Here is a 25,526-nt window from a genome sequence, read left to right on the forward strand (position 1 = left end):
TATTTTTCGCCCCTGAAAGTTTCCAAGTATGAAGGTCATCGAAGTCGAGAGTCTGACAAAGTACTACGGAAGCCTAAGGGCCCTCGACTCCGTATCCTTTTCCGTCCCCGAGGGGGTTATCCTGGGGATAATCGGGCCCAACGGTGCCGGAAAAACCACCCTCATCAGGATTCTGAGCTGTCTGCTGGCCTATGACGGGGGAACCGTCAGGCTCTTTGGAGAGGAGATAAAGAAGTGCAGGGACGGGATAAAGAAGAGGATAGCCCTCCTCCCGCAGGAGGCTAGAGCACACTTCTACACGCTAACGCCTTTCGAGTACGTCTATCACTACCTCAGGATGCGCGGCCTGCCGAAGGGGGAAGCCAAAAGCAGGGCTGAGAGAGCCATGGAGGAGTTCGGGATTGATTATCCGGACAGGATAGTCTCGACGCTCTCGGGCGGGATGGTGAGGAAGACCCTCCTCGCGATGGTCCTGTCGGCCAATGCAGAACTTTACTTCCTGGACGAGCCCACCGTTGGCCTCGACGTCGAGAGCAGGCTTAGGCTGTGGGAGATACTCCGAAAACGGGTGGAGACTTCAACGATAGTCCTGACGAGTCACTACCTCAACGAGATATCGAGCGTGTCAGATCTGGTCCTGCTCGTCAAGGGTGGCAAGGTCCTCGCCTTCGGAGAGCCAGAGAAAATAGCGGAGCACTACCTCTCCGGCTTCACCTCGAAGCTCGTCGTCTTCGGCGACTTCAAGGATGATTTCGTGGTAAGAAGAGCCGGAAGGAACACCTTCATTTACCTACGCTCAAAGGCCGAGGAAAGAGATGCCATAGAGCTCCTTGAAGAGCTCGGGTTCCCCTTCAGGAGGGAGGGGCTCACCATAGAAGATGTGTTTCTCGTGGGTGATCTTGAATGATTCTCGCGATAGTGGAGTACTACCGCAGGGCGCTGATGAAGGGAAAGGCATCTATGCTCAGCTTCGCGATACAGCCCCTTTCGTTCGTCTTCATAGTCTATGTCGTCAGCGGGGGAAGGTTCCTTTCCTCAGCGATAGCCGGTGCGATGGTGAGCTTCATCGTCGGGGTTGGAATAGCGGATCTCTCGATAGAGCTCGTGGGCATGAAGGTCCGCTCGAAGTTCTACGACATCTTCACCTCCATCCCGGGGAGAGGAATCGAGAAGACCCTCGGGGTTTCCATCGGCATGAGCCTGCCCGCTCTTCCTTACGTCATCGTGCTGGCGTTTTTCCTAACCATGAGTGGGGGAGTTGAGAGTTTGCCCCGAATTCTCTTCGCGGTAACTGCCCTCTGGCTCTGGAGCGTCTCCTTGGGAACGTTCCTCGGGGCGAGGATAAGGGAGCCCCTAACGGTTATGCGACTCTCAACGATTCTAACGACACTCCTGACGGTCTTTCCGCCGGTGTATTACCCACTCAGCGTGGTTCCGGAGCCACTGAGGAAACCCCTGCTCCTGATTCCCACTGTGAGCGCCTCGGCAGTCATGAGCGGCAAGGCGACGGGGGTTGCCATCCTTTCCCTGGCTTTCTGGTTGATAGTGGGTTTTTCGGCTCTTTCCGTGGTCGAGTGGCGGGAGAGGTGAAAGTCTTAAATACGTGAGCCCACATAATTATGTGCGGTGATCCCATGCCCAACATAACCCTCTCCGTTCCTCCCGACATATACAAGAAGATGAAGGAGCACCCTGAGATAAAGTGGAGCGAGGTGGCGAGGAGGGCCATAATAGAGTATCTCGCGAAAATCGAGGCGGAAGAGCTTGAATCGGAAGAACTGCTATCCCTCCTCGGTGAAGAATTCAGGAAGGAGCTCGAGGAAACGCCGGTTGAGAAGTACGAGGAGGCACTCAAAGAAACGAGGGATGAGGAATGGAAGAGGCTCTCTACGACACCAACGTCCTGATTGACGCTCTCAAATCCGGGAAGAAGCTCAGGGGATACACGACGGTTCTCAACATCGTTGAGTTTCCAAGGGGTCTCGAGCTTGGCTTAACCGTGATAACACCAACTCTGGAGGACTATCTGCTGGCAATCAAGATTTCTCAGGCGATGGTGAAAAAGGGAACACCGATTCCGGCGGTTGATGCAGTGGTTGCCGCCGTTGCGATAAACCGCGAGCTGATGCTCTTCACGAAGGACAGGCACTTCGAGTGGATAAAAGGAGAGTTTAAGGAGTTAAACCTTCAAAGCGTGTAATCCAGCACCTTCCCCGCTTCCTCGATGTGCTCAGGATAGACGTTCTTGATCTCTGGATGGAGGGCCTTGATGACCCTTCCAACGAGCACGAAGAGGGTTCCCGCTATAATCGGGAGCTCGTTGACTACCTCCTCCTCGAGAGGTATGTCGCCGGGTATCTTCTTGAGGACGTACTTCCTGATGGGCTCCATCTGAACCTTCTCGTCCTCTATGACGGCCCTGAAGAGGTTCATGCTGTTCTTGAAGCCCTTGGTAATCGGTATGTGCCTGAGCTTTATGGTTTCGGAGCGCTCGGCCTTCGCGTTCTCGTAGGCAACCTCGAAGAGATCCGCCAGCTTCTTCTCGACGATCTCCATCATCTCCTCGGCGCGGGGCTTGATCACCGCGAGCTCACAGGTTCTCTCCAGAATCTTCTGGAGCTGGGGGTAGGGTATTATCATCTCCGCCATGTCCATCACCTCCTCCGTGTGTTCCACCCAATTTTAGTAACCTTTAGTATTTAAAAGTTTCGGTGGGCAGGGTTTTTAAATGGCCCCTCAAACTTCAAACCCATGAAAGCCCTAATCCTCGCGTTCCCAGAAAAGAGGTGGGAGAACTACACACTGCCTATCAACGGCGACCCGGTGATAAAACTCACCGAGAAAAGACTCTTGATGAGCAAGAGGGTAGACGAGACCCTCACAGTCGTAAGAAAGGACAAACTCAAAACCTACTCTCTCCACGTTCTGAACCCCGTTCCGGTGAGCGCGAGGAGTAAAACCGAGGCCCTTCTGAAGACCCTTCCCGATGAGCCCTTTTTCCTGGTTGAGGGCAACATGCCGCTCGTGATGCCCTTCCTGGTGAACTACCTGGTGGGCCTCTTCTACGAGGGCGAGCCTGATGCTCTGATACCCGTCTGGAAGGACGGAACGGCGGAGGTTACGCACGCGGTCTACGAGCCGGATGCACTAGCGGACGCCATAGAGGCAGCCTTAGCCGAGGGGTACAGAAATCTGGGCAGAATAACGGAGTTCCTCGACTACGAGCCGGTATCAATCGAGGAGCTGGCCAAGAGGAACCCCAAAGTTACGCTGAGCTTCTTCAAGGTCAGGAATCCCCTCGACGTCCGTTTTGCAGAGAGGGCGATGAACCCGGAGAGCTAACCTATGGCCAGGGAAGACCACAACGCTTAAGGGAAAATGCCAGCGAGAGGATTCGGTGGGCGACATGAGGATGGGAGTGTTAATAACTGCGGCACTGCTCACTTTGATGGTGTTTTCAGGCATTGCGGGAGCGTCAAACGGGGATGAGTTCTGGGTGAGGTTCTACGGGAGCGGCGGGAACGACGAGCTAACTGGCCTAGCGATCCTCCCGAACGGGGATTTGGTGGCCGCGGGGAGCACCGAGGTTGACAGTTCCCTCTACCCCTGGGTTCTCAGGCTAGACCGCTACGGGGACGTGCTCTGGTCCAAGTACTACGTTCCCGGGGGGAACGGGCTGGAGGTAGAGCTCAAAGACGTTTCCATCGACGACAAGGGCGACGTAATCGCGGTTGGAACGGTGAGGAGAGCCGGCACTCCCGCGAACTCGGATCTCTTCGTGATGAAGCTCGACGATAAAGGAAACCCCCTGTGGGCAAAGGTCTACGGCCTCAGCGAATCCGACATGGGGACGTCGGTCGTCACGGCCGGGAGCAGTGTTTTCGTGGCGGGCTACACTGAGGTCGGAGGTGAGCCGCGCCTCTGGGTTCTCCGTCTGAACCCCTACGGCAGCGTCATCTGGCAGAGGACTTACTCGGTGTACCCCTCATTCAAGCACTCCCTGGCCTTCGACGGGGGGGACCTGCTCGCAACTGGAACGTCCGAGGACGGAAGCCCCGTGCTCCTCCGCATCAACCCGATAAGCGGCACAGTCAAGGGGGCCGTTGAATACACCGCCGTCTCGGGGAGTAACCCGGCAGTGGTAGTCTCTGAAAGCGGCTCGGCCATCGTTACGAGCAACGGAAACTGCCTTAATGTCCTGAACCTGAACGGGAGCGGCTCTTTGGTTTGGGCCCGCTGCTACAAGAACGGGATCTCAAACCCAGTCCACGCCGGGGCGTTCTACCTCCCGGAGAGGGGGCTCTTCGTAGGATCGGCAGTCTCAGGAAAAACCTGGATCCTGGGCGTTGGCCAGGGCGGCTCGCCCACGATGAGCGTGCTCTACAACCTCAGCAGTTCGGACGTCCCCACAGGGCTGAAGGGGACGAAGGGCTACATGGTACTGCTGGGGGACACGGGCCGCTTCTCCACGACCAGGGGCACCGACGGATTTATAGCAAAGCTCCCCTACAACGGGGCGATGCCTGGTTACACCTCCGAGAAAGTTGATCCAAGCGTCTTCGGGATATCTGGGGAAGCCAAAAGTAAGGGCGACGTGAGCGCTACCATCACAAACGCCCTTGCAGAGCCCATAGACCTCACGCCGAAGGATCTGCCCCAGGGCGGCATCCTCAGGGTTAAGGTGAGCCCAGAAAGTGGCTCTGAGGGCCAAAAGGCCGAGCTCTACATAGACGGGAACCTGGCCGCCGGGATCGCGGGGGAGACCGTTCTAACGCTTCCACCCGGCACCCACTCCGTGAAGGTCGTTATGGAGAATCACTACCCCTACGAGACCACGGTGAACGTCCGCTCGGGCCAGGAGGAGACGCTTAACGTGGAGCTGATCCCCAAGGCAAAAGAGGGAGCCCTCCATGTCGACTCAAGCCCCTCTGGCGCTGCCGTCTTCCTCAACGGCACCCTCATAGGCTTCACCCCCCTCAGCCTCAACCTAACTCCCGGGACGTACGAACTCAGGGTCACCAAGGAAGGTTACGGGAGGTATTCTAAGGAGGTCGAAATCGAGGCCGGGAAGGAGCTCAAGGTCAGCGTGACACTGGAGCCGATGACGACCTCCCCTTCATCAACCACCGGTACAACCACGACAACCACAACATCAGCGATCACCACAACCCCAACCAGCTCAAGGAGCACGACTACCTCCTCGCCGGAGACCAGCTCAGGAAGCTCCACATCCTCCTCCGGTGGGGGCGGCATCTGCGGCCCGGGGGCTATCCTTCTGTTGGCCCTCGCTTTAGGGCTCTTCAGGAGGGGACGCTGAGTCCCCCGCAGAAACTCTTTTAACGAGGAACCGTTATGTACTCCAGGCGTAAGCGCTAAGGGTGGTATCATGTGCGGAATAATAGGCTACATCGGGGATAGAAAAGCCTGTGACGTTATCATCAAGGGCCTGAAGAGGCTCGAATACAGGGGCTACGACTCCGCCGGCGTCGTGACCGCCGACGGGGAGAAGATAGAAATCCGAAAGGGTGCTGGCAGGATTGACGATCTGGTCAAAAAACTAAGGTTCAACGAGATGAGGGGCAACAGGGGCATCGGCCACACCCGCTGGGCCACCCACGGCGTCCCCAACGACACCAACGCCCACCCCCACACGGACTGCACGGGCAAAATAGCGGTGGTCCACAACGGCATCATAGAGAACTTCGCCGAGCTTAAGGAAGAGCTGCTGAAAAAGGGGCACACCCTCACCAGCGATACCGATACGGAAGTGATAGCCCACCTCATAGAGGAGGAGCTCAAGAGCTCGGGTAGCTTTGAGGAAGCCCTGAGAAAGGCATTAAACAGGCTTGAGGGTTCATTCGCCCTCGGCATAATCTACGCTGATGAACCGGACAGGATATACGTCGTCAGGAACGAGAGCCCGCTCGTTCTGGGCCTGGGCAACGGGGAGAACTTCGCCGCCAGCGACGTTCCCGCTTTTCTGGAGTACACGAACAAAGTGATTTTCCTCGACGATGGGGAGTACGCGATCCTAACGAAGGACTCCTACACCGTCAAAAACCTGAGGACCGGGGAAGAAGTCGAAAAGCCCGTCCACGAGATAAAGTGGACACTCGAGATGGCCGAGAAGGCCGGATTCCCCCACTTCATGCTCAAGGAGATCCACGAGCAGCCCAAGGCTGTTAGGGACGCCATACACGGCAACAGGGGCATCGTAGGTGAGGTGGCCAGGGAAATCGCTGGATACGAGAAGATAATCTTCGTCGCGATGGGGACGTCTTACCACGCCGCCCTCGTGGGCAAGTACCTCTTCCAGCGGCTGGCGAAGAAGGTTCCCCTCGTTGAGGAGGCTAGCGAGTTCCGCTACGAGTTCGAGGATCTGGTTGATGAGAACACCCTAGTCATAGCCATAACTCAGAGCGGGGAAACAGCGGACACGCTCGCCGCGATGAAGCTGGCCAAGAGGAAGGGAGCGAAGGTGCTCGCAATAGTGAACGTCGTTGGAAGTATGGCAACGAGGATAGCCGATTTAACGCTCTACACCCACGCCGGGCCGGAGATAGGGGTTGCGGCGACCAAAACCTACACCACTCAGCTGACCGTTCTCACGATTCTTGCCATAGAGACCGCCAGGGCTCTCGGGACCGCCGATGAGGAGTACCTCAGGAGCCTGGAGGAACAGCTTAACTCCATTCCAGAGCTGATCGAGAAAGCCCTCGCCCACGAAGAGAGCCTGAAGGAGCTCGCGGAGAGCCTGAAGGAGAAGAGGGACTTCTTCTACATCGGCAGAGGCATAGGAGTCCCCACGGCTCTCGAAGGGGCGCTGAAGCTCAAGGAGATAAGCTACATTCACGCCGAGGGGCTGAGTGCCGGAGAGCTCAAGCACGGCCCGCTCGCCCTTCTGGAGGAGGGGGTTCCGGTGGTGGCCATAGCCCCGTCGGGGAAGACCTTCAGCAAGATGATGGGCAACATAGAGGAGGCGAGGGCGAGGGGTGCCCTCATAATAAGCCTGTCGGACAGGGAAGAAGTTAGGGACGTGAGCGATGTCTGGATAGAGATGCCTGAGCTGGATGAACTCCTAACCCCGATAGTCTACGTCGTCCCGCTCCAGCTCATCGCTTATCACCTGGCCGTTTTGAGGGGCAACGACCCCGACAAACCCAGGAACCTGGCGAAATCCGTTACGGTTGAATGAAGGAGGTTGCGGACATGGTGAAGAACGTTGATAAAAAGAGGAAGAAGGAGAAGGTCAAACAAACCAAAAAAGCCCAGAGGGAGCCTGAGTCCCTTAAAAAGCTCGCTGGAATATATCCAAAGCTGAAAACCTACGGGATCGCTATCGCCGTCCTTATAGTTGCCTACTACGGCTACCTCATAAGGATGAAGACCGCGAAGCTCAAGTACCTTCTCGACCCGGACACTTTCTACCACTTCGAGATCTTCAAGGAGGCCGTGAAGCATGGCATACCAAGCTACTTCGCCTACGCAGACCCGCCGGCCGGAATAAAGCTCGGCGGCTCACTCGGTCTCTACGTCATCCCGGCCAAGGTCTACAACCTACTCTTCAGCCACCTGGGCTACTCAGAGCTCGACTTCTTCAAGATGTGGACCCCGCTTGTAGGTGCCATAACCATAATAGGGATATACCTCCTGGGCCGGAAGCTCCACTCCGACTGGACAGGCTTCTGGGCGGCGGTGTTCCTGGCCTTCTCCTACGCCAACTACACCAAGACCTACGCGGGCAACGCCAGGGGCGAGGCACCGTTCCTCATGTTCTTCGTCTTCGCAGTCCTGGCCATGGCCTACTACCTCGACGAGAGGGCGGACTGGAAGAACCTGAGTAAAGCGTGGAAGAAGATCCTCTGGGGGGCGCTTTTCATAGTCTTCAGCTGGCTCTTCATGATGAGCTGGCAGGGAAGCCAGTTCGGTCTCGGTGTGCTCATAGCATTCATGGGGCTCCACCCGATAATCCTCTTCACCTTCGGAAGGATCGGGGAGCTCAGGAGGTTCGCCTACGAGTTCTACCCGCTGATGCTCGTAGTCCTCCTGGGAGCCCTGCCGATGACTGGGGTTCCCCTCATAGGGTACAGGTCGTTCATAATCTTTGCCCTCCAGGTTTACCTCGCCATAGTGGCACTGACGGCAGTGATGCTCTTCGGCCAGAGGATCGGCCTCAACTACTCCGACAAGAAGCACAGGTTTGGAACAGTTTTAGGAGTTAGCTTCCTCGGGTTTATAGCTGCCTACGCATACTTCGGAAGGGATCTCTGGAAGTTCCTGGCCGGTGCATACCAGTCAAACCCGCTCTACCAGACCGTCGCGGAGCTCGCCAGGCCCAACTGGGGCTACGTGAAGAACGTCTTCAGCATCCACTACGTCAACGGGGCAGGTCAGGACGGCATGCTGTACATATTCTCGATGGTTGGATTCCTCATTCTACTCTCCAGGATGGGGTGGAAGCTCTACAGAGGCGACATCACCGGCTACAAGGAGGTCTTCCTGGCCACTTACTACGCAGCGGCCACATACTTCCTCTGGACCGCCGTCAGGTTCAGCTTCCAGGCCTCGGGCGCGGTGATACTCCTCGCGGGCCTCCTCCTCGGGGAGTTCATAGTGGCCATCGAGAGGATGGAGGAGAGGCTCGGTACCAAGGCGATGTACGCCATCGTCCTGATACTGCTCTTCCTACCCCTTCCAGTGATAGGTGCGAGGGACATGGGTAAGATGGCCAGCAGTATGGCCGCGGGCGAGCAGGTCCCCAAGAGCTGGCAGGACACGCTGCTCTGGATGAGGAACAACACGAACCCGCTTGACAGCGCGACCAGCTGGTGGGACTACGGCTACTGGATCGAGTCGAGCCTCCTCTCGCACAGGAGGGCATCGACGGACGGTGGCCACGCGTACGACCGCAGGTACATCCTCGCGGACTTCTTCTCGCACAGCGGTAACGAGGCGGAGCAGGACTTCGAGGCCTGGGGCCTGAACTACCTCATAGCCTGGCAGAGCGACATCTACAAGTTCAACGCCATAAGCTACCTGGGCGGCGCCATAACCTACGGTGAGTACAGGCACAACCCGATGTTCATGCCCGTCGGGCCCCAGTACGGCTCCACCATGGTGTTCGACAACCAGAGCAAGACCTACTACGTTAGGGTGGTGACCAGGAACGGCCAGGTGCTCCAGTACGTGCCCGACACCATAGTCGACCTCTCCACGGGTTCGGTCTACCAGAACAAGCAGCCCAACGTCCCCTACGTCCTCTACAGGTTCTCCCCGAGCTTTGGAATCATGGCCTACGACAAGATAGCCTTCAGCAACTTCGTCCAGCTCGCCTTCAACTACCTCGACCCGAGGAACGTGACCGAGTCCATGAAGCTCAGGGCCAACTTCAAGCTCGTGAAGGCCGAGAGCGGGGTCAACACGTACAGGTTCCAGCCCTTCGCCGTCTACAAGATCGAGATGCTGACCAACGGAACCGTCGAGAACGGGACTTGGAAGCAGGTCTACTCGACCTTCATGCCGATGAAGCTCCCGGTCGGCAACCACACCTTCAGGATCTACATATCGGCCTTCGGAAGGGACGTTAAGGACGGGACGCTCATATTCGAGGCCTACAACAACGGAAGCCTCATAAAGAGGGAAACGCTCGCCACGGGGCTTTACATCAACCACCTCAACGAGACCCCGATAACGGTCAGCATCAACGTGCCGAACGCCACCAACTACCGCATGGTGCTTGTACAGGACGGCCCAGTCGGCGTCCTCGACGGGCCTGTCAAGGTGAACGGTAAGGAAGTCAGCCCGAGCTTCCCGGTAGCCCCAGGTAAGAGCGGGGACATGGAGCTCAAGGCGGCCTTCAGAAAGGACTACAGCAACGTGACCCTCGCCCTCCGCGCCAGCATCGTCTACTACCTCACCCCCAACGGTAAGGACATCTACAAGGACAACTTCTACCTCGACCCGCGCCAGGAGATCATCACATACATACCCGTCGAGGGCGGACTGAGCGTCAAGGCCGGTGACAACGAGATAAAGGCTCACGTCAGCGTGCCGGAGGACGTCTTCTCAGCGTACATAGAGAAGCTCAGGGAGAAGTACGGCGACAACTTCGTGGTCTACAGGAAGAGGCTCGAGCCGGTGTTCATCACAAAGAAGGAGTACGTTGTGTGGGAGGGGTGAGCTAGCCCCTCCTGATCTTCATGTCTTCCAGCCTCTCAAGCCCTATCTTTTTGGGGTCTTAGCGACACCCGGGACGAACTGCCCCTCCGGGACGAGGACTAACGCTTCCGCCTCCCTGAAGCCAAGCTTCTTGAGGGCGAACGCCCTGTGGTGACCGTCCAGAAGGTAATAAACCCCAGCGTGGGGTATTACTATCAGCGGGGCGTCGTAGCCGTGCTTTATCTCCTGGAGGACGACGAGAAGCTTTTCCTCGCTCAGCTCCGCCTGCGTCGGTACGACCCTTTCGAGGGGAACAAAGCCCCTCTCGATCCTGAAGTCTATCCCGTAGATTGCCCTGTACTCATCCCTTATCCTTTCTGCACGCTCCGCCGCTTCCCTCCGGGTTATGAGCCTTATCTTCCCCAAGCGCGACCCTCACTCGTGCTCCTTTCTCTTTTCCTCCCTGGCCCGGATGTAGTCAAGGAGGGGCTTTATCCTCTTCCACACGTCCGGAATGCTACCGTCCCCATCGACCCGCACGTAGAGGCCTTTACCGCGGTAGAACTTTATTATGGGCTCCATGTTCTTCGTGTAGATCCGGTACCGCTTCCTAACGACGTCCTCCCGGTCGTCCGGCCTCTGAATGAGCTTTGAACCACAGACGTCACAGATCCCCGGCACCTTGGGGGGGTTGTACTTCACGTGATAAACGGTGCCGCAGTTGGGGCATATCCTCCTCCCGGAGATCCTCTCAACACTGGTGTCCTCATCGATGAAGATCTCTAGGGCCAGGTCGAGCTTTATGCCGTGGTCGTAGAGGTAGTTCTCGAGGGCTATGACCTGCTCCGGGGTTCTGGGATAACCGTCGAGGATGAAGTTCTCCCTCTGGCGCCTCAACTTTGATATTATCAGGGTGTTGACTATCGTGTCAGGTATCAGGTCGCCCCTGCTCAGGTAGGCCTCCATCTCAAGCCCCAGGGGGCTTCTCCTATCTATCTCCCGCCGTATGAGGTCGCCGGAGGATATGTAGGTCAGGCCGTAGTCCTCGACGATCCTCCTCGAGTGGGTGCTCTTCCCAGAACCGGGGGGGCCGAATATGAGTATGTTCACGGAGACCACCGACAATAGATTACGTTGAGGACACTGAATAACCTTTTGGTTGTGGGGGCCAAGCTTTAACCCCGTCAACTTTTGATCTGAAACGGCCCATTCACCTGCCGAAATCAGGGGTACTGGCTGGAGTTCCCGGAAGATCCAACTTTAAGTTAAAAGCCGAAATATTTTCAGTTTTCCGCCGAAAAGCATTTATATTCAAAAAATGTACACTGACGTGCAAAATTTAATCGGAGGTGCAAAGATGAACTCCGCAGTTGTTATTTTGCTAGCGGCGGCCATATATGTCTCGATGTACTATCTCTACGGTAAAAGCCTGCAGAACAAGGTCGTCAGGGCCGACCCCAACAGGCCAACACCTGCCCACAAACTCTACGACGGCGTTGACTACGTCCCAGCGCACCCGCTAGTTCTCTACGGCCACCACTTCGCATCGATTGCAGGAGCTGGACCAATAGTGGGTCCCGCTGTGGCAATGGCCTGGGGCTGGCTGCCGGGACTCATCTGGGTCTGGTTCGGAAACGTCTTCATCGGTGCCGTCCATGACTACCTGGCACTGATGTCATCCGTGCGCTACGATGGTAAGTCCGTGCAGTGGATAGCAGGAAAGCTCATGAGCAGGAGGACTGGTATAGCCTTCGAGCTCTACATCTGGTTCGCCCTGCTCCTGGTGGTCGCGGCGTTCACCTCAGTCATAGCGGGAATCTTCACGAAGACCCCCGAGGCGGCCACGGCGGCGCTGCTCTTCCTGGTCTCGGCGGTGATAGTGGGCTACCTGATGTACAAGACCAGCCTGCACTTCGCCGGCGCCACCGTAATAGGCCTCATCCTCGTGGCGATCTCAGTGTGGCTCGGCTTCAAGTACCCGATACACGCCACCTACCACCAGTGGGCCCTCTTCCTGCTGGTTTACATAGTCGTCGCGGCCTCCCTACCGGTCTGGATACTCCTCCAGCCCAGGGACTACCTGAACGCCTACATACTCTGGTTCGGCCTTATCCTCGGCGGCGTGGCCTTCATCCTGATTGGATCCAAGGGAACATTCACGGCACCTTCCTTCACCACCTGGAGCGCCCACGTCGTCGGCGGAAAGCCCTCACCCTTCTGGCCAACGATACCGCTCGTCATTGCCTGCGGCTCACTCAGCGGGTTCCACTCCATCGTCGGTTCCGGAACCACCTCGAAGCAGCTTGACAACGAGATACACGGCCTCATGGTCGGCTACGGCGGAATGTTCACCGAGGGCTTCCTCTCGACAATAGTCATAGCTTCCATAGCTGTCTACGGCATCAAGGTCTTCGCTAACGCCGGAATCGACATAGACGCCGGTAACTGGGCAATGATCTACGCACCCAAGGTCGCCAAGGTTGTTGGTAAAGTCGGGATCTTCGCCAAGAGCTACGCCTACGGCCTGGAGGACGCCTTCGGAATACCCTTCAAGACCGGTGCGGTCTTCGCGAGCCTCTGGGTCTCGGCCTTCGCGCTGACCTCCCTCGACACCGCCACGAGGCTCGGAAGGTTCGCCTGGCAGGAGCTCTTCGGAATGGTGATGGACACCAGCGAGGGCCTCGGAAAGACCCTGAGCAACAAGTGGCTCGCCTCTATAGTCATAGCGGTTCTGGGTGTCGCACTAGCCTGGGGCAACCAGTGGCTCATCCTCTGGCCGGCCTTCAGCGGTATGAACCAGATGCTGGCGAGCATCGCAATGATGACCGCCGCCCTTTGGGTTACAAAGGTGCAGAGGGCAGGGAAGTGGAGCTGGGCTGTTCTAATTCCAGCGCTCTTCCTGTGGATTACTGTGACGCTAGCACTGCTATGGTTCCTGGTTACAGTAGTACCGGGAATAGGCGACCCGCTCACGAAGTACTCAGTCGGCCTCATAACCCTCGTTGGAGTGCTCCTGAACTTCCTCCTGGCCTGGGACTTCTGGATCGCATGGAAGAAACCTGCAGAGGAGTACGCGGCCGCAAAGGCTTGAACCTCTTTCCTTTTTATCACCTTTTGGAGCGATGATATGATGGAGCATCTTAGAAAAGTTCTCTCAAAGTTACGGCTTCCGCTAACGTTCCTTTGGGAGTTCCACAAGGGATTCGAGCTGTACTACCTCCAGGGGATCAAATGGGAGGAGGAAGAGCTGGAGAACATCTTCGCGCTCATCCTGTTCGGCGACTACATCGGCCTTCCCAACCCGCCCGCAGAGATAAGCTTTCGCCTGCTTCCCCACGTTATGAGGGAGCTCTACGTGATGCAGGAGAAGGCCGGCAAGGAGGTAACACTCAGAACCGGCTGGATCGGGGTGTGAGTCATGAAAAAATTCGTTGAGAACGTGAGGGCATTCTTAAGGGGGTTCGGAGAGTCGTTCCGGGATCAGTCCACCGAGTACATAGAGTTTGAGGAGAGGGAGCTGGAGAACGTCTTCGCGCTCATCCTTATGGGATCTTTCATAGGGATTCCGAGTCCTCCAACAACACTCGTGGTTCGCCTGATGCCCCACATGGTGAGGGAGATGTACGTGATGCAGCAGAGGGCAGTCAGCATGGACGATATCTTCGGCGAAATAGCTGGTATGTTCGACATAGACTGAGGTGATTGGGATGTACGGGTTCTTGACTCCAAAAAAGGATTTCAGGGTCATCTTTGTCATAGGGAAGGGTGGTGTTGGGAAAACAACCACGAGCGCCTCGGTGGCAACCGCCCTGGCGGAGAGGGGTTACAAGACCCTCATAGTTTCCCTAGATCCCGCCCACAACCTCGGCGATGTCTTCATGGAAAAGCTGAGCGATAAGCCCAAGGGTCTCGACGACAACCTCTACGCCAGCGAGCTGGACATGGAGAAGCTCATAAAGGGCTATTTGAAGCACCTCGAGAACAACCTCAAGAACATGTACCGCTATCTAACGGTCATAAACCTGGAGAAGTACTTTGAAGTCCTCAGCTACTCCCCGGGTATAGAGGAGTACGCGACGCTCGAGGCCATCAGAAACATCCTCCTTGGGGGGAAGGAGTGGGACGTCATAGTCTTCGACACGCCACCAACCGGTTTGACCCTCCGCGTTCTAGCCCTGCCGAGGATTTCCCTGATCTGGACCGACAAGCTGATGGAGATAAGGAGGAAGATTCTAGAGAGGAGGAGGATGATAGCCAAGATAAAGGGCGACCAGAAGTTCGTCGTTGAGGGAAAAGAGTTCACCCTCCCAAAGGAAGAGGAGGAAGACCCGGTCATGAAGGAGCTAAAGGCCTACAGGGAGGAGATAGAGTTCGTCGAAAAGGTGATCACCGACCCGGACAAAACCAGCGTAATAGCCGTCATGAACCCCGAGATGCTCCCGCTCTACGAGACGAAAAGGGCCTACGAGAGCCTGAAGAAGTTCAGGGTCCCCTTCAACCTCATCGTCGTCAACAAGGTCATAACGGTGGAGCGCGAAATACCCGAGATAAAGGTCAAACTCGAGGCCCAGAGGAAGGTGCTGGAGGCGACCGAGAAGGAGTTCCCCGGAGTTGAACTGATAAGGGTACCAATGTTCCCCGAGGAACCCCGCGGAATGGAGTGGCTTAGAAAGCTGGGGGGCCTGATAGTTGAAGGCGGGGGAGATACTTGAGCTCCTCAAGAGGGTTGAGAACCCGATAACCAACGTGGACATAGTCAGCGAGGGGCTGGTGAGCAAAATCGAAGTGGACGAGGAGGAGAACGCGGTGAGGATATACGTGGCCTTCCTCAGGAACACGCCGGTTCATCCCTTCTCGATGGCCATAAACTGGGCCGTCCAGGCGAGGATAATCCGGGACATGGTAAAGGTTTTAGAAGGTAAACTGGGATACTTTGAGATAGTTGATGACACCTCTCTCCAGAGGTACTACCCGATTGATGAAGAGGAGGTCTAATAATGGAGCTGACTTCGGGTCTGTTGCTTGCGATAATGGTGATAGCCGCGCTAACTTCGATACAGTTCTACAAGGGGAGAAAGCTGAACCTCCGGCTGATGGACTTCTACCTGCGGAAGATAGAGGAGATAGTGAAACCCGAGGACAAGGACTACGTCTGGCTCGGGGGCTACATCGGCTTCCGGGCGAACTACAAGATAAACAGGGACAACCTACGGAAGTTCGAGTACACCCTGACTCTACTCCCGAGGCACAGCCTTCTCTACTTCCCTATAGCGCTCGTCACGAGCAGGCACGACAAGCTGTACATAGTCGTCAGGCCCTTTTCCCAGATAAAGAGGGAAACCCACCTCATCCAGAAGGGCTACTACAGGCTTAAGCCCGACATAGAGAACGAGCCACTCCTCCAGAGGGAGGAAATAGAGATAGCGGGCAAGAAGTACGAGGCCCTCTTCGAGAAGAGGAGGGATCTTGACAAGCTTAAATCCCTCCTAGAGGGCCTTCCGAAGCCCCACAACGTCAAGCATGTGGCTCTGACTCCAAAGACCAACGTCTTCTACGTCCTCATGAAGCCCGAGCCGGACACGATAGAGGAGAGCGTGAGGAAGATAGTCGAGTTCACCAACACCGAACTCAAGGAGAGCCCCTTCTCCTCCTGATTTTTCTCGCAATCTTTTTATCGGTTGAACCTTAGGTTATACTTGGTGATACCCTTGGTTAGCATCCGCCTGAAGGTCGGGCCGAAGGGTCAGATAGTCATCCCCAAGGTCTTCAGGGAAGCATACGGCATAAAGGAGGGCGGTGAGGTCATAGTGGAGCCGACGGAGAAAGGACTCATCATACTGCCGAAGAAAAGCAGGGAGGACCTCGTAAGGGAGCTTCTTGAATGGAAAAGAAAGAACGCGACGGGAAAACCAGCCAAACTCGGGGAACTGAAGAACGTAAGCCTTGAAGATGAATTCGACGAAGTCTGGGGGATTGGGGATGAAGCTGTTCCTTGACGCCAATCTCTTTGTTTACCTGCTTACCAAAACCCCGGGAGAAGATAGAAAAATTGTAGAATTCTACGCGGAACTCGTGGAAAATCACTCCCTCTACACGAGCCCGCTGGTTCTTGACGAGACAATCCACGTTGCAAAGAGGAAGTACAGAGTTCCTTACAGGACTTCAGTAGAGTTCATAGACGAGAAGATTCTGCCCTACGTTGAGGTGTTGCCTCTGACAGTCTTCGACTACCTCACCGCCAAGGAAATCATCCTCAAGTACAGCCTCAGACCCTCGGATGCGCTCCACGTCACGGTAATCCAGAACAACGGCCTTCAGGCCATTGTGAGTGAAGATGAGGACTTCGACAGGCTTCCCCTCAAACGGCTCTGGCTGGAGGGATGAGAATGAACCTTTACAAAGCCAAGTTCGGAACCCCAGAGCGCGGCTGGGTCGTTTTAGTGCACGGCCTTGGCGAGCACAGCGGCAGGTATGGGAGACTCATCGGAATGCTGAACGAAGCAGGCTTCGCCGTCTACACCTTCGACTGGCCGGGACACGGCAAAAGCCCCGGCAAGAGGGGACACGCGACTGTGGAGCAGGCCATGGAGATCATCGACTCAATAATCGATGAAACCGGAGAGAAGCCGTTCATCTTCGGCCACAGCCTCGGGGGTTTAACGGTCATAAGGTACGCCGAGACGAGGCCCGACAAGATAAAGGGCGTTGTGGCATCTTCTCCAGCACTTGCAAAAAGCCCCGAGACTCCAGGCTTTATGGTCGCCCTCGCGAAGTTCCTGGGAAGGATCGCGCCGGGCATGACCCTCTCCAACGGCATAAAGCCAGAACTCCTCTCCAGAAACCCTGAGGCCGTCAAAGCCTACGTGGAAGACCCACTGGTCCACGATAGGATTTCGGCGGGGCTGGGAAGGAGCATCTTCGAGAACATGGAGCGGGCCCACGGGGATGCGGGGAGGATAAAAGTGCCGATCCTCATCCTGGTCGGAACGGGCGATGTGATAACCCCGCCAGAAGGCTCGAGGAGGCTCTTCGAGGAGCTTAAAGTAAAGGACAAAGAGCTGAAGGAGTTTCCCGGGGCCTACCACGAGATATTTGAGGACCCCGAATGGGGCGAGGAGTTCCACAGAACCATAGTGGAGTGGCTTGTGGCGCACTCAGAGGAGGGTTGAGATGAAGTTCAAGGGGGAGCGACTCTTTCACCTTTCTGGACTACTTCCACTGCTGACCGTGCCATGGCTCGGGACGACGTGGCTCATCTACACGGCCTTGGCAGTACTCCACCGCTTCAGGGAGAGGGTATGGAAGTTCTACGGCCGGGAAAGACTGGCAAAATACCTCGCCGTCGGGATGGCCTCCTCGTACCTCACGGAGATACTCGCGATAATAGACAACCTCGATAAGCCCCCAGCCGAGAGGGCCCTCCTGCACCCCGATCCCCTCATCGACCTCTACCTGGCCCTCGCCTACTACCTCCCCTTCATCCTCTACTGGGGCCTTGCGGTGAGGCGGTACGACTACTCCTGGCGTGAGGTCTTCCTGATAGGAGGAGCGACCGGCATCCTGATGGAGCAGAGCGGAGCAGTTTTCCTCTCGATGAACCTCCTCGCGTGGCTTTACGTCCTGCTCGTCTACGGCTCCTACAAGGCCATACCTGTTCTCGTCGCAGAGGGCTGTGTGAAGGAGAGGGAGCGGAGAGAACTGCGGACATGGAAAAAGGTCGCCCTGGGATTGCTGGTTGAGTTCACGGCGTTCGCCTCGGCCAGGGCGCTGCTGTGGCTTTTCAAGGCCATCGCCTGACATTATAGCGACGGTCTTCTAGGAAACGCATTTATTTCCCAGCGACAATTTATCCCATGAGGAGGTCGGTATGCGCTGGGATACGTCCGTGCTTAGGGTAGCGCCGGAGGAGTTCATAGTGGAGGGCCTCTCGGAGCTTTTGAGGAAGGCAGGTTTCACCGAGGCAGGAAGGGAGTACAAACGGGTCGGAAGCGCCAAGGTGGCGGTAGTGATCGGGGAGCGGGAGAATCCGTTTACAGGTAGGGAGACGATGGTGATAGGCGTCACAAAGGGAAGGGCAGACGGAGAAAAGCTGGAGAACGTCCTCAAAGGGTACGGTGAAAACGTCATTTTGATACCAATGGACGGCCTGGAGGGGGAGATAGGGGGGATCAGGGTTCTTGGGCCCGAATGGCTGGCGGAGGCCTTCAACCGTTACGAGATAAAGCCCCCCGGGACGCTGGTTGAGAAGTTCTTCCCAGAGGTCCGGAGGGAAGACTTCTTGAAGGAGTTCGTCCTCGATGGGCCCCTCCTGGAGACCATCTCGCCCGAAAAGCTGGTGGATGAGGCGCGAAAGCTTATCTCCTACAGGTACGGGGTTGATCCCGAGAAGGTTACGCCGATCAGCCTCCGGTTAAAGCTCGGGGAAGTCCACGTCTTCACGTGGGTCTCCGGAGGGGAGAGGAGGAGGGCTCTGGTTCAGCGAGACGGTGTCCTCCTGAACGCCGACTCCGGAAGGCTCAAGGGGCTGGCTATCAGGGTACTCCTGGAGGACGTGGCCACTGTGAGGGCCAGCGAGGTAAGCTTTGAGAGGATCCCTTCCCCGGAGGGGCTCCTGATGGAGGAGGCCCGTAAGGAGGGAATCGAGGACGTCAGAATAATCGAGAGCAGGCAGGCGTACGTCCCCCTCGAGGCCATACTGGAGCTGGGCATGGGCGAGAACAAGGCCACCGTGAGGTTTGACCTGGAGAACGGGAGGGCTCAGGCCCGGGCGAGCGCGATCCGGGAAGCCATCCTAGTGGAGAAAGTTAGGTCGCGGATAAAGGATGAGACCGGGGAGGAGCCGAGCATAACGGGCACTCTGAGGAGGGGCAAGGTCCTGGTTGTCAGGGGCAGAACCGGCAGGTACCTCATCGAGGCCGAGGTAAACCGGTACAGCGGGGAGGTGGTTTACATCAGGAAGACGCTCAACGAAGGGGCCATGCTGGCCATAATACTGGAGCACTACCCCGATGGGAGCATCGTCGGAATCGAGAGGCACAGCGACTCGGTTTTTGCCGATGTCTTGAGCGAGAGGGGCCTGGTCGTTCTGAGGATAGACCCCGAGAGCGGCGAGGTCTGGGAGCTGAATACCCTCATCCATCCCCGCAGGGTTTTGAAGGAAGCCTTGAAAGCTTTCGAGATGCCCTTCAAGGAGGACGAATTCAAGGTGAAGGTGAACAGGGTGCTCTGGCACAGACAGGTGCACGCTGAGTTCGAGGGGGACGGTCTCACGATAAGGGTGGCCTACAACGGTGAAACGGGGGAGGTGACCGAGAGGTCTGTGGAGGTCACGAGGAAGGCCGCCATCAGGCTGGCCCTGGCCAAGTACCCCGACTTCAGGCTGATCCTCGACGAGGAGGTGGGCGACGGCTTCTCCCTGACCCTTGAGGGGGAAAGGCACATTCTAAAGCTGACCGTGTTCAGGGACGGCCGCATAGTGGAAACCAACCGCTTCCTGAAGAGGAAGGCGGTGGAGGAGATAGCTCTGAAAAAGATACGGGAGATCGAGGACAATCCCGTCATAGAGAGCCTGTCCCTCCACGAGGACTGGGAGGTCGAGTTCACTGGATCCAAGAAGTTCGGAAAGGTCGTTATCCACAGAACCAGCGGGGAGGTCATATCGTTCGAATACCAGTACCTGGAGAGCTTTCTGGCCAAGGCGTTCAGGGAGTTCGTTGAGGAGGAATTCGGGGACAGCGTGGAAGTCGAGTGGGTAGCCCACAACCTTGAGGAGGGGTTCGCCGCGGTCAGGGGCACTGGAAAGAGGGGAATATACTTCGCGAAGTTTGACACTACGAGTGGAGAAGTTGTGGAGCACGATTTTGTGTCCAGAGATGGTCTCGCGTCCAGATTGAAGCTGGCCCAGGTGGAGGGGAGGTACAAACCGTGAGGGTGGTACCATGAAGGTGCTGGAGTACCGGCCGTCCGCCGTGACGGCCGGCGGTTTTTTGATACCCCTCCTCATATTAACCCTGTTCTTTGTGATAATGACTCCGACTGCGGCACGCTCGGGGACAACTGCGTTGCTGGCGTTCCTGATTTTCACGGCGGTGTCCCTAGCAGTCTTTGCCGTGGCTTTCGTTAGGTGGAAGAAGGCCAGGAAGAGTGTGGAGGCGTTTATCAGGGACGCGGACATAGGGGAGCGGATACATCTGCCGTCCCTCGTCCTCTACGAGACAGGAACGTACAGATGCACTGGGGAGTGGAGGAGCAGCGGGAGGAGCAGGCGCTACTACACCTCCCACGAGTTCATAAGAGGTGAAGAAGGAAGGGGAGCGGAGATCAGCATCCCCAAGGGCCCTTTCATCATCACGGTCAAACGCGACGACAGCGGTCTCATCGAGTTCCCAGCCGTCAGGATACTCAGCGAGCCCTATAAGAACGTCCTCGTCCTTTTCGCCCCATCACGGGGCAGCGTTGAAGGGTCTGGAACCCTCCAGGCAAGCTGGGAGAACGACAGCGCCCAGCTGTCATTCAGAGGGGAGGAAAAGAGCCTCACCGGCAGGGTGTACGCTATTCTCAGCAGGGCCAGGAAGGTGAGGGTGGAGGTGTTTCACGCGTCCTGGCCCGAGAACAGGTTCATGGTGGGGGAGGGGATAACTTTCGACTTCTCCACTAAACTCCTGCCGGACGAGGACACGCTCATAGTGGCCTACGATGGGTTCTCACCCAAGGATCTCCGCGGGCTCTTGGGAGGTGGGGAGTACCTAATGGGCCACGGTTCATACGGCATCAGGCTCGTCCTGGACGTGCCCTTTCACAGGGATGTGGTCGAGGAGGGGGAGTTCGAGGTCACGGAGGAAAAAGGCAACGAAGCGGGCGAGGCCTTCAGATGACGTCCCTCCTGTCGATGATGTGCTCCAGCTCCGGACCGGTCTTGATGAGGGCAACGGAGACTCCAACGCGCTCTTCTACCTCCTCCACGAACTCCCTCGCTTTTTTTGGAAGTTTGTCGTAATCGGTTACGCCGAAGGCTTCCTTATCGTACTTGTCCAGCATAGTTAGAGCGAGCATCGTTGCCCCGTTGATTCTGGCGGAGTAGCGTGCGAAATCGAAGTCGAACCAGCCGACGCGCCTCCTCCTTCCCGTTACCGTTCCGTACTCAATTAGGCCGAGTCTTTCGGCCTCCCCCTGGCTCATCTCCGTAGGGAACGGCCCGGCTCCGACCCTCGTCGGGAAGCTCTTGAAGACGACTATAACGTCGTCGACCCTCGTGGGACCAATTCCGACGTCGCTAGCTATCGCCGAGGCCGTCGTGTCTTTTGAGGTGACGTAGGGATATGTGCCGTAGTAGAGGCTCAGCCCGAAGCCCTGGGTTCCCTCAACGAGAACCAGCTTGCCCTCATCCAGGGCATCGTTTACCTCCGCTGCCACGTCTGTGAGGTAGGGCTCAAGCTCCGGAACGTCTTTAGCGAGTTTGGCTTTCCGCATTACCCTGTCCGCGTTGGCCGGCCCGCAGCCGCTTCCCGTAGTCCCTATCTTCCCGTGGAGGTAGCCGTTCGTCCTGTCGAGCTTTTTGTGTTCCTCTTCGATTATCGCACAGCGGTGGTCTATTCCAACTCTCTCGGAGACGTTGAAGTCCTTGAGGTGTTCGAGCTCGTGGAAGAACACGTCGGGATCGACAAGAACCCCCGCACCTACGAGAAGCCTTGCGTTGGTCTGCATGAAGCCAGTTGGGAGTTGTCTAACCGCGTACTTCTTCCCGTTTATAAAAACGCTGTGGCCAGCGTTCGTTCCAACGCCACCGCGCGCTATCACATCGGGCCTGTCCTTCAGTGCGAGGTAGGCTATAATCGAGCCCTTCCCCTCGTCTCCCCATTGGCCACCAACAACGATGTAGCTCGGCATGGCTCCTTACCGGAGTTTATGTCAAGATGCCCCTTATAACGGTTTCGAAGTTGACATTCTGATGCCTATATACAAAGGACACGCTTTTTGCGCCAAAGTGCCAACCAAGACCGCGAAAAAGATAAAACCTTTGGCGCCCAAATAATTTGGGGAAGGCCATGCCGGAGGTTGAACCTATACTTTACGACAAGAGCATAGTGTTTAGAACCAAAGACGGGGAGACCGTGCTCGAGCTCTCCCTCGAGGATCTGGCCGAAGTGCTCGAGTTCAGGTACGCCATGCCCTGGAACAAGAGCAAGGAGATCCTCGAGAGGGCCGCCCTCATCATAGCCGACGTCATCTACATGGTTCGGAACGTTGAGGGGGAAGTTGACAAGGCCCTGCTTATAGACATGGTCAAGAAGAGGAAGTATTTTTAAAGCCGCTTAACCCACTACCCCCATGCTGAGGAATAAGCTCGTAGTTGTAACCGGGGGAGCTGGCTTCATAGGCTCCCACATAGCATGGGAGCTGGTCAAGGACAACGATGTCATAGTAATCGACAACCTCTACACCGGGAAGGAGGAGAACGTCCCGCCGGGGGCGAAGCTTGTAAAGGCGGACGTAAGGGACTACGAAAGTATAGCCGAGCTCGTAAGCAGTGCCGACTACATCTTCCACGAGGCGGCGCAGGTCAGCGTGGTTGAGAGCGTTCGCGATCCCCTCTTCACCGAGGAGGTAAACGTAATCGGCACGCTAAACATTCTCAAGGCTCTCCTTGAGGGGCATGGAAAGCTCATCTTTGCCTCCTCCGCAGCCGTCTACGGCGACAACCCCAACCTTCCGCTGAGGGAGACGGAGAGGCCAAGACCGCTCTCGCCCTACGGCGTCACGAAGGCAACCGGTGAGGAGTACCTCAGGGTCTTCCACGAGCTTTACGGTCTGCCGGTTGTGGCACTCCGCTACTTCAACGTCTTCGGTCCTAGACAGGGCTTCAACCAGTACGCTGGAGTGATAAGCATCTTCATTAACCGCGCTCTGGCTGGAGAGCCTCTCATCATTTTCGGCGACGGAAAGCAGACGAGGGATTTCATCTACGTGAAGGACGTGGTCAGGGCCAACCTTCTCGTTGCAGAGAGCAGAAGGGCGAACGGTAAGGTTTTCAACGTGGCAACAGGTAAGCAGACGAGCGTTCTTGAGCTTGCGATGAAGGTAATCGAGATAACTGGAACCACGAGCTCGATAATCTTCGACAAGCCGAGGCCCGGTGACATAAGGCACAGCCTCGCGGACATAAGCGAGATAGAGAAGCTTGGCTTCGAGCCCGAGTGGTCGCTGGAGGAAGGCCTGAGGAAGACGGTGGAATGGTACGCGGATCAGGGGCGGAAGTAGATGGTGAAGGTATAATCCCCCACCTTAGGGGCGGAACACTCAGAGGGCACTTCCACGGTTGGTGCCTTGGGAACGTAAGGTCGGATGCCTACCCAGTAGTAGACACTACTACCCAGGTACTGCCCGTAGATGAAGATGGGGGATAACCAGAGTGGGCCTGAACCTACTGATCTCATTGCATTACTACCCTCAAAACTTCCATTGAAATAAAGGGAGACGTCGGCAGATTGATTGCTAAATACAACATCAACCAGTGTTTTGCCTGCTGGTGTACTGTCGATTTTATTAAACCCGAACCAATAGGCCTGGTAATATCTAAGTTGAGTACCATCAAACTCAAGCTGGGGATCACATAAGTAGTAATTACTCAAAAAATCTATTATGCCCAGTCCATGAAAATACAGGTAACCGTTGTAATACTCTATGGCCCCATCCCATATCGGGCCTGGATTAGTACCAGAGGGAACACTCAAATTGAGATATATGCTTGAGATGTAACCATAATAACCCAATCTTGACAAAAGGGTCGTGTTTATGTAGAGATAATCGACGTTTGAGACCCCATCGTTTCCCAGACTAATTCCCGATCCATAGGAGGTGAAATTCCAGAACACCTTTTCAGGGTTGAGATACGGGCTTACACCGCTCCCGTTCAGATGAATCAAGATGTTGCCAGTAGAATAGGCGGGAACGGTGTAGTTCACCCAGAACCAGATTTTGTTGTGGGTACTGTCATTGAAGTACCAGAAGTACAGGGGGTTGCCCCGCGAGTCAGTGACGTAAACGCCGCTGGAATACTGGAGGCATGAACTGGACACCGTGAAGTTAAGGACGTAATCCCTAAGCTCCGGACCATTGGTGTTGTTGACGGTCACGTTGATGATGGGGACGTTTACGGGGGGAGGGGAATACGAAGAGGAACCTATGCCGATTTCCTGAACGCTGAGGGGGATAGATCCCGAGGAGCACGTGTGGAGCCCATCCCTGACGACAACCGACAGGTTGAGAACTTTTGGGGGATCGATTCCCCGAAGCGAAAGACTCTGATAGGTGTACGTGTTGGAAACCCCCAAGACCACAACGCTGGCGTCTGAACTCAGTGTTGTGTTAAGCCGTATGGTATCCCTAGTCGGCTGGTTATCCGTCCAGTATCTGTATCCCTCAACGACCATGGTCAGGTTTATCACCGTGCCGGCTGGAAGGGAGGTTGGAAAGCTCAGGATTACATTTTCCAGCGTCCACGTTATCACGAGAGAGCCGCTCTTCTGGAATCCGACTGTAACGTCAGCCCGATCTACGGGGCTTGAGAGGTCACAGCTGCCGCTTCCAACCTCCTGCACGTTAACGGTTATGCTGGGAAGGGCTAACCCAGCTATCGAAAGGGACAGGAGTGCGACCAGCAACAGGCTAGCTGATTTTACCGGGCTCATCTCATTGGTGTAAGTCCAACTCCTTAAAACTCTTCCGAGCTAAGGTTTATTAACCCCGGTGATCACTCCATAACCGGTGGTCATTACGGTCCACATACCGCGCCCCATAGACCCCTCCATCATCAGGAGAATACGCAGGGAGCTGGGTATAACGCAGGAAGAACTCGCCAAGAAAGCCGGGGTTACGCAGGCTTACATAGCTAAACTTGAAAGCGGCAAGGTCGACCCGAGGCTCTCGACCTTCAACAGAATCCTCCAGGCCCTGCTGGAGTGCAAGAGGGCCCTTCCGAAGGCCGCCGACGTAATGTCCTCCCCCGTCATCTCGGTCAAGCCCTACGAGAGGGTCGAGGACGTCATAAGGCTCATGAACTCCCACAACATCTCCCAGATACCCGTTATAAGCGGCAGCAAGGTCGTCGGTTCGGTGACAGAGCGCTCCCTCGTGAGGCGTAGCCTGGAGTACGAGGACATCTACGACCGGAAGGTGCTCGAGGTAATGGACGAACCGTTTCCGATAGTCAACGAGGACGAGGATCTAGAGGTCGTCAAATACCTCCTGGAGGAGCACCCGGCCGTTCTGGTTCAGGACAAGACCGGAAAGATCGTGGGGATCATAACCCGCGTGGACATCTTCAAGCAGAAGAGGAGTGCGGAAAGCATTTAAAGCCGCCCTCCCAACTC

28 protein-coding genes are annotated in these 25,526 nt (G+C 56.3%); 23 read left to right on the forward strand and 5 right to left on the reverse strand.

What is annotated here, in order from left to right; genetic code table 11:
• The first annotated feature begins 28 nt into the window (after positions 1-28).
• The 4 genes from ACZ5AM_RS06895 to ACZ5AM_RS06910 are packed head-to-tail and all read left to right on the forward strand — an operon-like array spanning position 29 to position 2,200.
• Positions 29-907, forward strand: coding sequence for an ABC transporter ATP-binding protein (locus tag ACZ5AM_RS06895; protein ID WP_464914295.1), 879 nt, complete (start codon positions 29-31; stop codon positions 905-907).
• Positions 904-1,590, forward strand: a complete 687-nt coding sequence (locus ACZ5AM_RS06900) for a multidrug transporter (RefSeq protein WP_464914296.1) — start codon at positions 904-906, stop codon at positions 1,588-1,590. Before ACZ5AM_RS06895 ends, ACZ5AM_RS06900 begins: the two co-directional genes overlap by 4 nt.
• Positions 1,591-1,634: 44 nt before the next feature.
• Complete coding sequence (locus tag ACZ5AM_RS06905) at positions 1,635-1,907, forward strand: hypothetical protein (RefSeq protein ID WP_464914297.1); 273 nt, start codon at positions 1,635-1,637, stop codon at positions 1,905-1,907.
• Positions 1,874-2,200: a PIN domain-containing protein gene (locus ACZ5AM_RS06910; RefSeq protein WP_464914298.1), complete on the forward strand. Its 327-nt coding sequence runs from the start codon at positions 1,874-1,876 to the stop codon at positions 2,198-2,200. The genes ACZ5AM_RS06905 and ACZ5AM_RS06910 overlap by 34 nt, the downstream gene beginning before the upstream one ends.
• Here ACZ5AM_RS06910 and ACZ5AM_RS06915 read toward each other — a convergent pair.
• On the reverse strand, positions 2,188-2,649 hold the full coding sequence (locus ACZ5AM_RS06915) for a DUF1931 family protein (protein ID WP_464916040.1): 462 nt from the start codon (positions 2,647-2,649) through the stop codon (positions 2,188-2,190). The genes ACZ5AM_RS06910 and ACZ5AM_RS06915 overlap by 13 nt on opposite strands.
• Positions 2,650-2,751: 102 nt before the next feature.
• Here ACZ5AM_RS06915 and mobA point away from each other — a divergent pair, with 102 nt between their 5' ends.
• From mobA to ACZ5AM_RS06935, 4 genes are all read left to right on the forward strand, one after another.
• Positions 2,752-3,342 (forward strand): molybdenum cofactor guanylyltransferase, encoded by a 591-nt coding sequence (mobA, locus tag ACZ5AM_RS06920; protein WP_464914299.1) that lies wholly within the window; start codon positions 2,752-2,754, stop codon positions 3,340-3,342.
• A 64-nt stretch (positions 3,343-3,406) separates the two neighbouring features.
• Positions 3,407-5,317, forward strand: a complete 1,911-nt coding sequence (locus ACZ5AM_RS06925) for a PEGA domain-containing protein (protein WP_464914300.1) — start codon at positions 3,407-3,409, stop codon at positions 5,315-5,317.
• Between the two features lie 69 nt (positions 5,318-5,386).
• Positions 5,387-7,195 carry a glutamine--fructose-6-phosphate transaminase (isomerizing) gene (gene glmS / locus ACZ5AM_RS06930; RefSeq protein ID WP_464914301.1) on the forward strand — a complete coding sequence of 603 codons (1,809 nt, stop codon included), beginning with the start codon at positions 5,387-5,389 and terminating at the stop codon, positions 7,193-7,195.
• Positions 7,192-10,179, forward strand: a complete 2,988-nt coding sequence (locus ACZ5AM_RS06935; RefSeq protein ID WP_464914302.1) for a peptide transporter — start codon at positions 7,192-7,194, stop codon at positions 10,177-10,179. The genes glmS and ACZ5AM_RS06935 overlap by 4 nt, the downstream gene beginning before the upstream one ends.
• Before the next feature lie 42 nt (positions 10,180-10,221).
• On the opposite strand, the gene ACZ5AM_RS06940 is transcribed toward ACZ5AM_RS06935, so the two are convergent.
• Together ACZ5AM_RS06940 and ACZ5AM_RS06945 are read right to left on the reverse strand one after the other, a co-directional pair.
• Positions 10,222-10,584, reverse strand: a complete 363-nt coding sequence (locus tag ACZ5AM_RS06940; RefSeq protein ID WP_464914303.1) for a ParB/RepB/Spo0J family partition protein — start codon at positions 10,582-10,584, stop codon at positions 10,222-10,224.
• A 9-nt stretch (positions 10,585-10,593) separates the two neighbouring features.
• Entirely contained in the window at positions 10,594-11,268 is a 675-nt protein-coding gene (locus tag ACZ5AM_RS06945; protein ID WP_464916041.1) for an adenylate kinase, read from the reverse strand.
• 247 nt (positions 11,269-11,515) lie between these two features.
• Here ACZ5AM_RS06945 and ACZ5AM_RS06950 point away from each other — a divergent pair, with 247 nt between their 5' ends.
• The 12 genes from ACZ5AM_RS06950 (at position 11,516) to ACZ5AM_RS07005 (ending at position 21,032) form a co-directional block, all read left to right on the forward strand.
• Entirely contained in the window at positions 11,516-13,249 is a 1,734-nt protein-coding gene (locus ACZ5AM_RS06950; protein ID WP_464914304.1) for a carbon starvation CstA family protein, read from the forward strand.
• Between the two features lie 39 nt (positions 13,250-13,288).
• Positions 13,289-13,573: a DUF7990 family protein gene (locus tag ACZ5AM_RS06955; protein WP_464914305.1), complete on the forward strand. Its 285-nt coding sequence runs from the start codon at positions 13,289-13,291 to the stop codon at positions 13,571-13,573.
• A 3-nt stretch (positions 13,574-13,576) separates the two neighbouring features.
• On the forward strand, positions 13,577-13,855 hold the full coding sequence (locus ACZ5AM_RS06960; protein WP_464914306.1) for a DUF7990 family protein: 279 nt from the start codon (positions 13,577-13,579) through the stop codon (positions 13,853-13,855).
• Positions 13,856-13,865: 10 nt separating this feature from the next.
• Positions 13,866-14,870, forward strand: coding sequence for an ArsA family ATPase (locus tag ACZ5AM_RS06965; protein WP_464914307.1), 1,005 nt, complete (start codon positions 13,866-13,868; stop codon positions 14,868-14,870).
• Positions 14,848-15,153 (forward strand): iron-sulfur cluster assembly protein, encoded by a 306-nt coding sequence (locus ACZ5AM_RS06970; RefSeq protein WP_464914308.1) that lies wholly within the window; start codon positions 14,848-14,850, stop codon positions 15,151-15,153. Before ACZ5AM_RS06965 ends, ACZ5AM_RS06970 begins: the two co-directional genes overlap by 23 nt.
• A 2-nt stretch (positions 15,154-15,155) precedes the next feature.
• Positions 15,156-15,812 carry a hypothetical protein gene (locus ACZ5AM_RS06975; RefSeq protein WP_464914309.1) on the forward strand — a complete coding sequence of 219 codons (657 nt, stop codon included), beginning with the start codon at positions 15,156-15,158 and terminating at the stop codon, positions 15,810-15,812.
• Positions 15,813-15,866: 54 nt separating this feature from the next.
• A complete protein-coding gene (locus tag ACZ5AM_RS06980) occupies positions 15,867-16,154 on the forward strand; it encodes an AbrB/MazE/SpoVT family DNA-binding domain-containing protein (RefSeq protein WP_464916042.1) in 288 nt (95 codons plus the stop codon).
• Positions 16,138-16,542: a type II toxin-antitoxin system VapC family toxin gene (locus ACZ5AM_RS06985; protein WP_464914310.1), complete on the forward strand. Its 405-nt coding sequence runs from the start codon at positions 16,138-16,140 to the stop codon at positions 16,540-16,542. Before ACZ5AM_RS06980 ends, ACZ5AM_RS06985 begins: the two co-directional genes overlap by 17 nt.
• 2 nt (positions 16,543-16,544) lie before the next feature.
• On the forward strand, positions 16,545-17,327 hold the full coding sequence (locus ACZ5AM_RS06990; protein ID WP_464916043.1) for an alpha/beta hydrolase: 783 nt from the start codon (positions 16,545-16,547) through the stop codon (positions 17,325-17,327).
• 1 nt (position 17,328) lies between these two features.
• Entirely contained in the window at positions 17,329-17,955 is a 627-nt protein-coding gene (locus ACZ5AM_RS06995) for a hypothetical protein (protein WP_464914311.1), read from the forward strand.
• A 70-nt stretch (positions 17,956-18,025) separates the two neighbouring features.
• Positions 18,026-20,086, forward strand: coding sequence for a hypothetical protein (locus ACZ5AM_RS07000; RefSeq protein WP_464914312.1), 2,061 nt, complete (start codon positions 18,026-18,028; stop codon positions 20,084-20,086).
• A 10-nt stretch (positions 20,087-20,096) separates the two neighbouring features.
• A complete protein-coding gene (locus ACZ5AM_RS07005) occupies positions 20,097-21,032 on the forward strand; it encodes a hypothetical protein (RefSeq protein WP_464914313.1) in 936 nt (311 codons plus the stop codon).
• Here the strand turns inward: ACZ5AM_RS07005 and ACZ5AM_RS07010 are convergent.
• Entirely contained in the window at positions 21,025-22,044 is a 1,020-nt protein-coding gene (locus ACZ5AM_RS07010) for an adenylosuccinate synthetase (protein WP_464914314.1), read from the reverse strand. The two genes, ACZ5AM_RS07005 and ACZ5AM_RS07010, sit on opposite strands and share 8 nt — an antisense overlap.
• Before the next feature lie 158 nt (positions 22,045-22,202).
• Between ACZ5AM_RS07010 and ACZ5AM_RS07015 the strand changes: the two genes are divergently transcribed.
• Together ACZ5AM_RS07015 and ACZ5AM_RS07020 are read left to right on the forward strand one after the other, a co-directional pair.
• Positions 22,203-22,463, forward strand: coding sequence for a hypothetical protein (locus tag ACZ5AM_RS07015; RefSeq protein WP_464914315.1), 261 nt, complete (start codon positions 22,203-22,205; stop codon positions 22,461-22,463).
• Positions 22,464-22,485: 22 nt separating this feature from the next.
• The gene (locus tag ACZ5AM_RS07020; protein ID WP_464914316.1) at positions 22,486-23,415 is read left to right on the forward strand and encodes an SDR family oxidoreductase; all 930 of its coding nucleotides are present in this window, start codon (positions 22,486-22,488) and stop codon (positions 23,413-23,415) included.
• Here ACZ5AM_RS07020 and ACZ5AM_RS07025 read toward each other — a convergent pair.
• Positions 23,400-24,845, reverse strand: coding sequence for a hypothetical protein (locus ACZ5AM_RS07025; RefSeq protein WP_464914317.1), 1,446 nt, complete (start codon positions 24,843-24,845; stop codon positions 23,400-23,402). The genes ACZ5AM_RS07020 and ACZ5AM_RS07025 overlap by 16 nt on opposite strands.
• A gap of 76 nt (positions 24,846-24,921) precedes the next feature.
• Between ACZ5AM_RS07025 and ACZ5AM_RS07030 the strand changes: the two genes are divergently transcribed.
• The gene (locus ACZ5AM_RS07030) at positions 24,922-25,509 is read left to right on the forward strand and encodes a CBS domain-containing protein (protein ID WP_464914318.1); all 588 of its coding nucleotides are present in this window, start codon (positions 24,922-24,924) and stop codon (positions 25,507-25,509) included.
• Positions 25,510-25,526: the final 17 nt, after the last annotated feature.

The sequence above is a fragment of the Thermococcus fumicolans genome (assembly GCF_055386755.1).

Excerpts from the sequence above, each read along its gene's own strand:
- ACZ5AM_RS06975 (WP_464914309.1), top strand. The coding sequence starts at position 15,156 with ATGGAGCTGACTTCGGGTCTGTTGCTTGCGATAATGGTGATAGCCGCG.
- ACZ5AM_RS06905 (WP_464914297.1), top strand. The coding sequence starts at position 1,635 with ATGCCCAACATAACCCTCTCCGTTCCTCCCGACATATACAAGAAGATG.
- ACZ5AM_RS07025 (WP_464914317.1), bottom strand. The coding sequence starts at position 24,845 with ATGAGCCCGGTAAAATCAGCTAGCCTGTTGCTGGTCGCACTCCTGTCC.
- ACZ5AM_RS07015 (WP_464914315.1), top strand. The coding sequence starts at position 22,203 with ATGCCGGAGGTTGAACCTATACTTTACGACAAGAGCATAGTGTTTAGA.
- ACZ5AM_RS06910 (WP_464914298.1), top strand. The coding sequence starts at position 1,874 with ATGGAAGAGGCTCTCTACGACACCAACGTCCTGATTGACGCTCTCAAA.
- ACZ5AM_RS06960 (WP_464914306.1), top strand. The coding sequence starts at position 13,577 with ATGAAAAAATTCGTTGAGAACGTGAGGGCATTCTTAAGGGGGTTCGGA.
- ACZ5AM_RS06935 (WP_464914302.1), top strand. The coding sequence starts at position 7,192 with ATGAAGGAGGTTGCGGACATGGTGAAGAACGTTGATAAAAAGAGGAAG.
- ACZ5AM_RS06925 (WP_464914300.1), top strand. The coding sequence starts at position 3,407 with ATGAGGATGGGAGTGTTAATAACTGCGGCACTGCTCACTTTGATGGTG.
- ACZ5AM_RS07020 (WP_464914316.1), top strand. The coding sequence starts at position 22,486 with ATGCTGAGGAATAAGCTCGTAGTTGTAACCGGGGGAGCTGGCTTCATA.
- ACZ5AM_RS06995 (WP_464914311.1), top strand. The coding sequence starts at position 17,329 with ATGAAGTTCAAGGGGGAGCGACTCTTTCACCTTTCTGGACTACTTCCA.
- mobA (WP_464914299.1), top strand. The coding sequence starts at position 2,752 with ATGAAAGCCCTAATCCTCGCGTTCCCAGAAAAGAGGTGGGAGAACTAC.
- ACZ5AM_RS06965 (WP_464914307.1), top strand. The coding sequence starts at position 13,866 with ATGTACGGGTTCTTGACTCCAAAAAAGGATTTCAGGGTCATCTTTGTC.
- glmS (WP_464914301.1), top strand. The coding sequence starts at position 5,387 with ATGTGCGGAATAATAGGCTACATCGGGGATAGAAAAGCCTGTGACGTT.
- ACZ5AM_RS06915 (WP_464916040.1), bottom strand. The coding sequence starts at position 2,649 with ATGGCGGAGATGATAATACCCTACCCCCAGCTCCAGAAGATTCTGGAG.
- ACZ5AM_RS06985 (WP_464914310.1), top strand. The coding sequence starts at position 16,138 with ATGAAGCTGTTCCTTGACGCCAATCTCTTTGTTTACCTGCTTACCAAA.
- ACZ5AM_RS06955 (WP_464914305.1), top strand. The coding sequence starts at position 13,289 with ATGGAGCATCTTAGAAAAGTTCTCTCAAAGTTACGGCTTCCGCTAACG.
- ACZ5AM_RS07005 (WP_464914313.1), top strand. The coding sequence starts at position 20,097 with ATGAAGGTGCTGGAGTACCGGCCGTCCGCCGTGACGGCCGGCGGTTTT.
- ACZ5AM_RS06950 (WP_464914304.1), top strand. The coding sequence starts at position 11,516 with ATGAACTCCGCAGTTGTTATTTTGCTAGCGGCGGCCATATATGTCTCG.
- ACZ5AM_RS07000 (WP_464914312.1), top strand. The coding sequence starts at position 18,026 with ATGCGCTGGGATACGTCCGTGCTTAGGGTAGCGCCGGAGGAGTTCATA.
- ACZ5AM_RS06895 (WP_464914295.1), top strand. The coding sequence starts at position 29 with ATGAAGGTCATCGAAGTCGAGAGTCTGACAAAGTACTACGGAAGCCTA.
- ACZ5AM_RS06900 (WP_464914296.1), top strand. The coding sequence starts at position 904 with ATGATTCTCGCGATAGTGGAGTACTACCGCAGGGCGCTGATGAAGGGA.
- ACZ5AM_RS07010 (WP_464914314.1), bottom strand. The coding sequence starts at position 22,044 with ATGCCGAGCTACATCGTTGTTGGTGGCCAATGGGGAGACGAGGGGAAG.
- ACZ5AM_RS06990 (WP_464916043.1), top strand. The coding sequence starts at position 16,545 with ATGAACCTTTACAAAGCCAAGTTCGGAACCCCAGAGCGCGGCTGGGTC.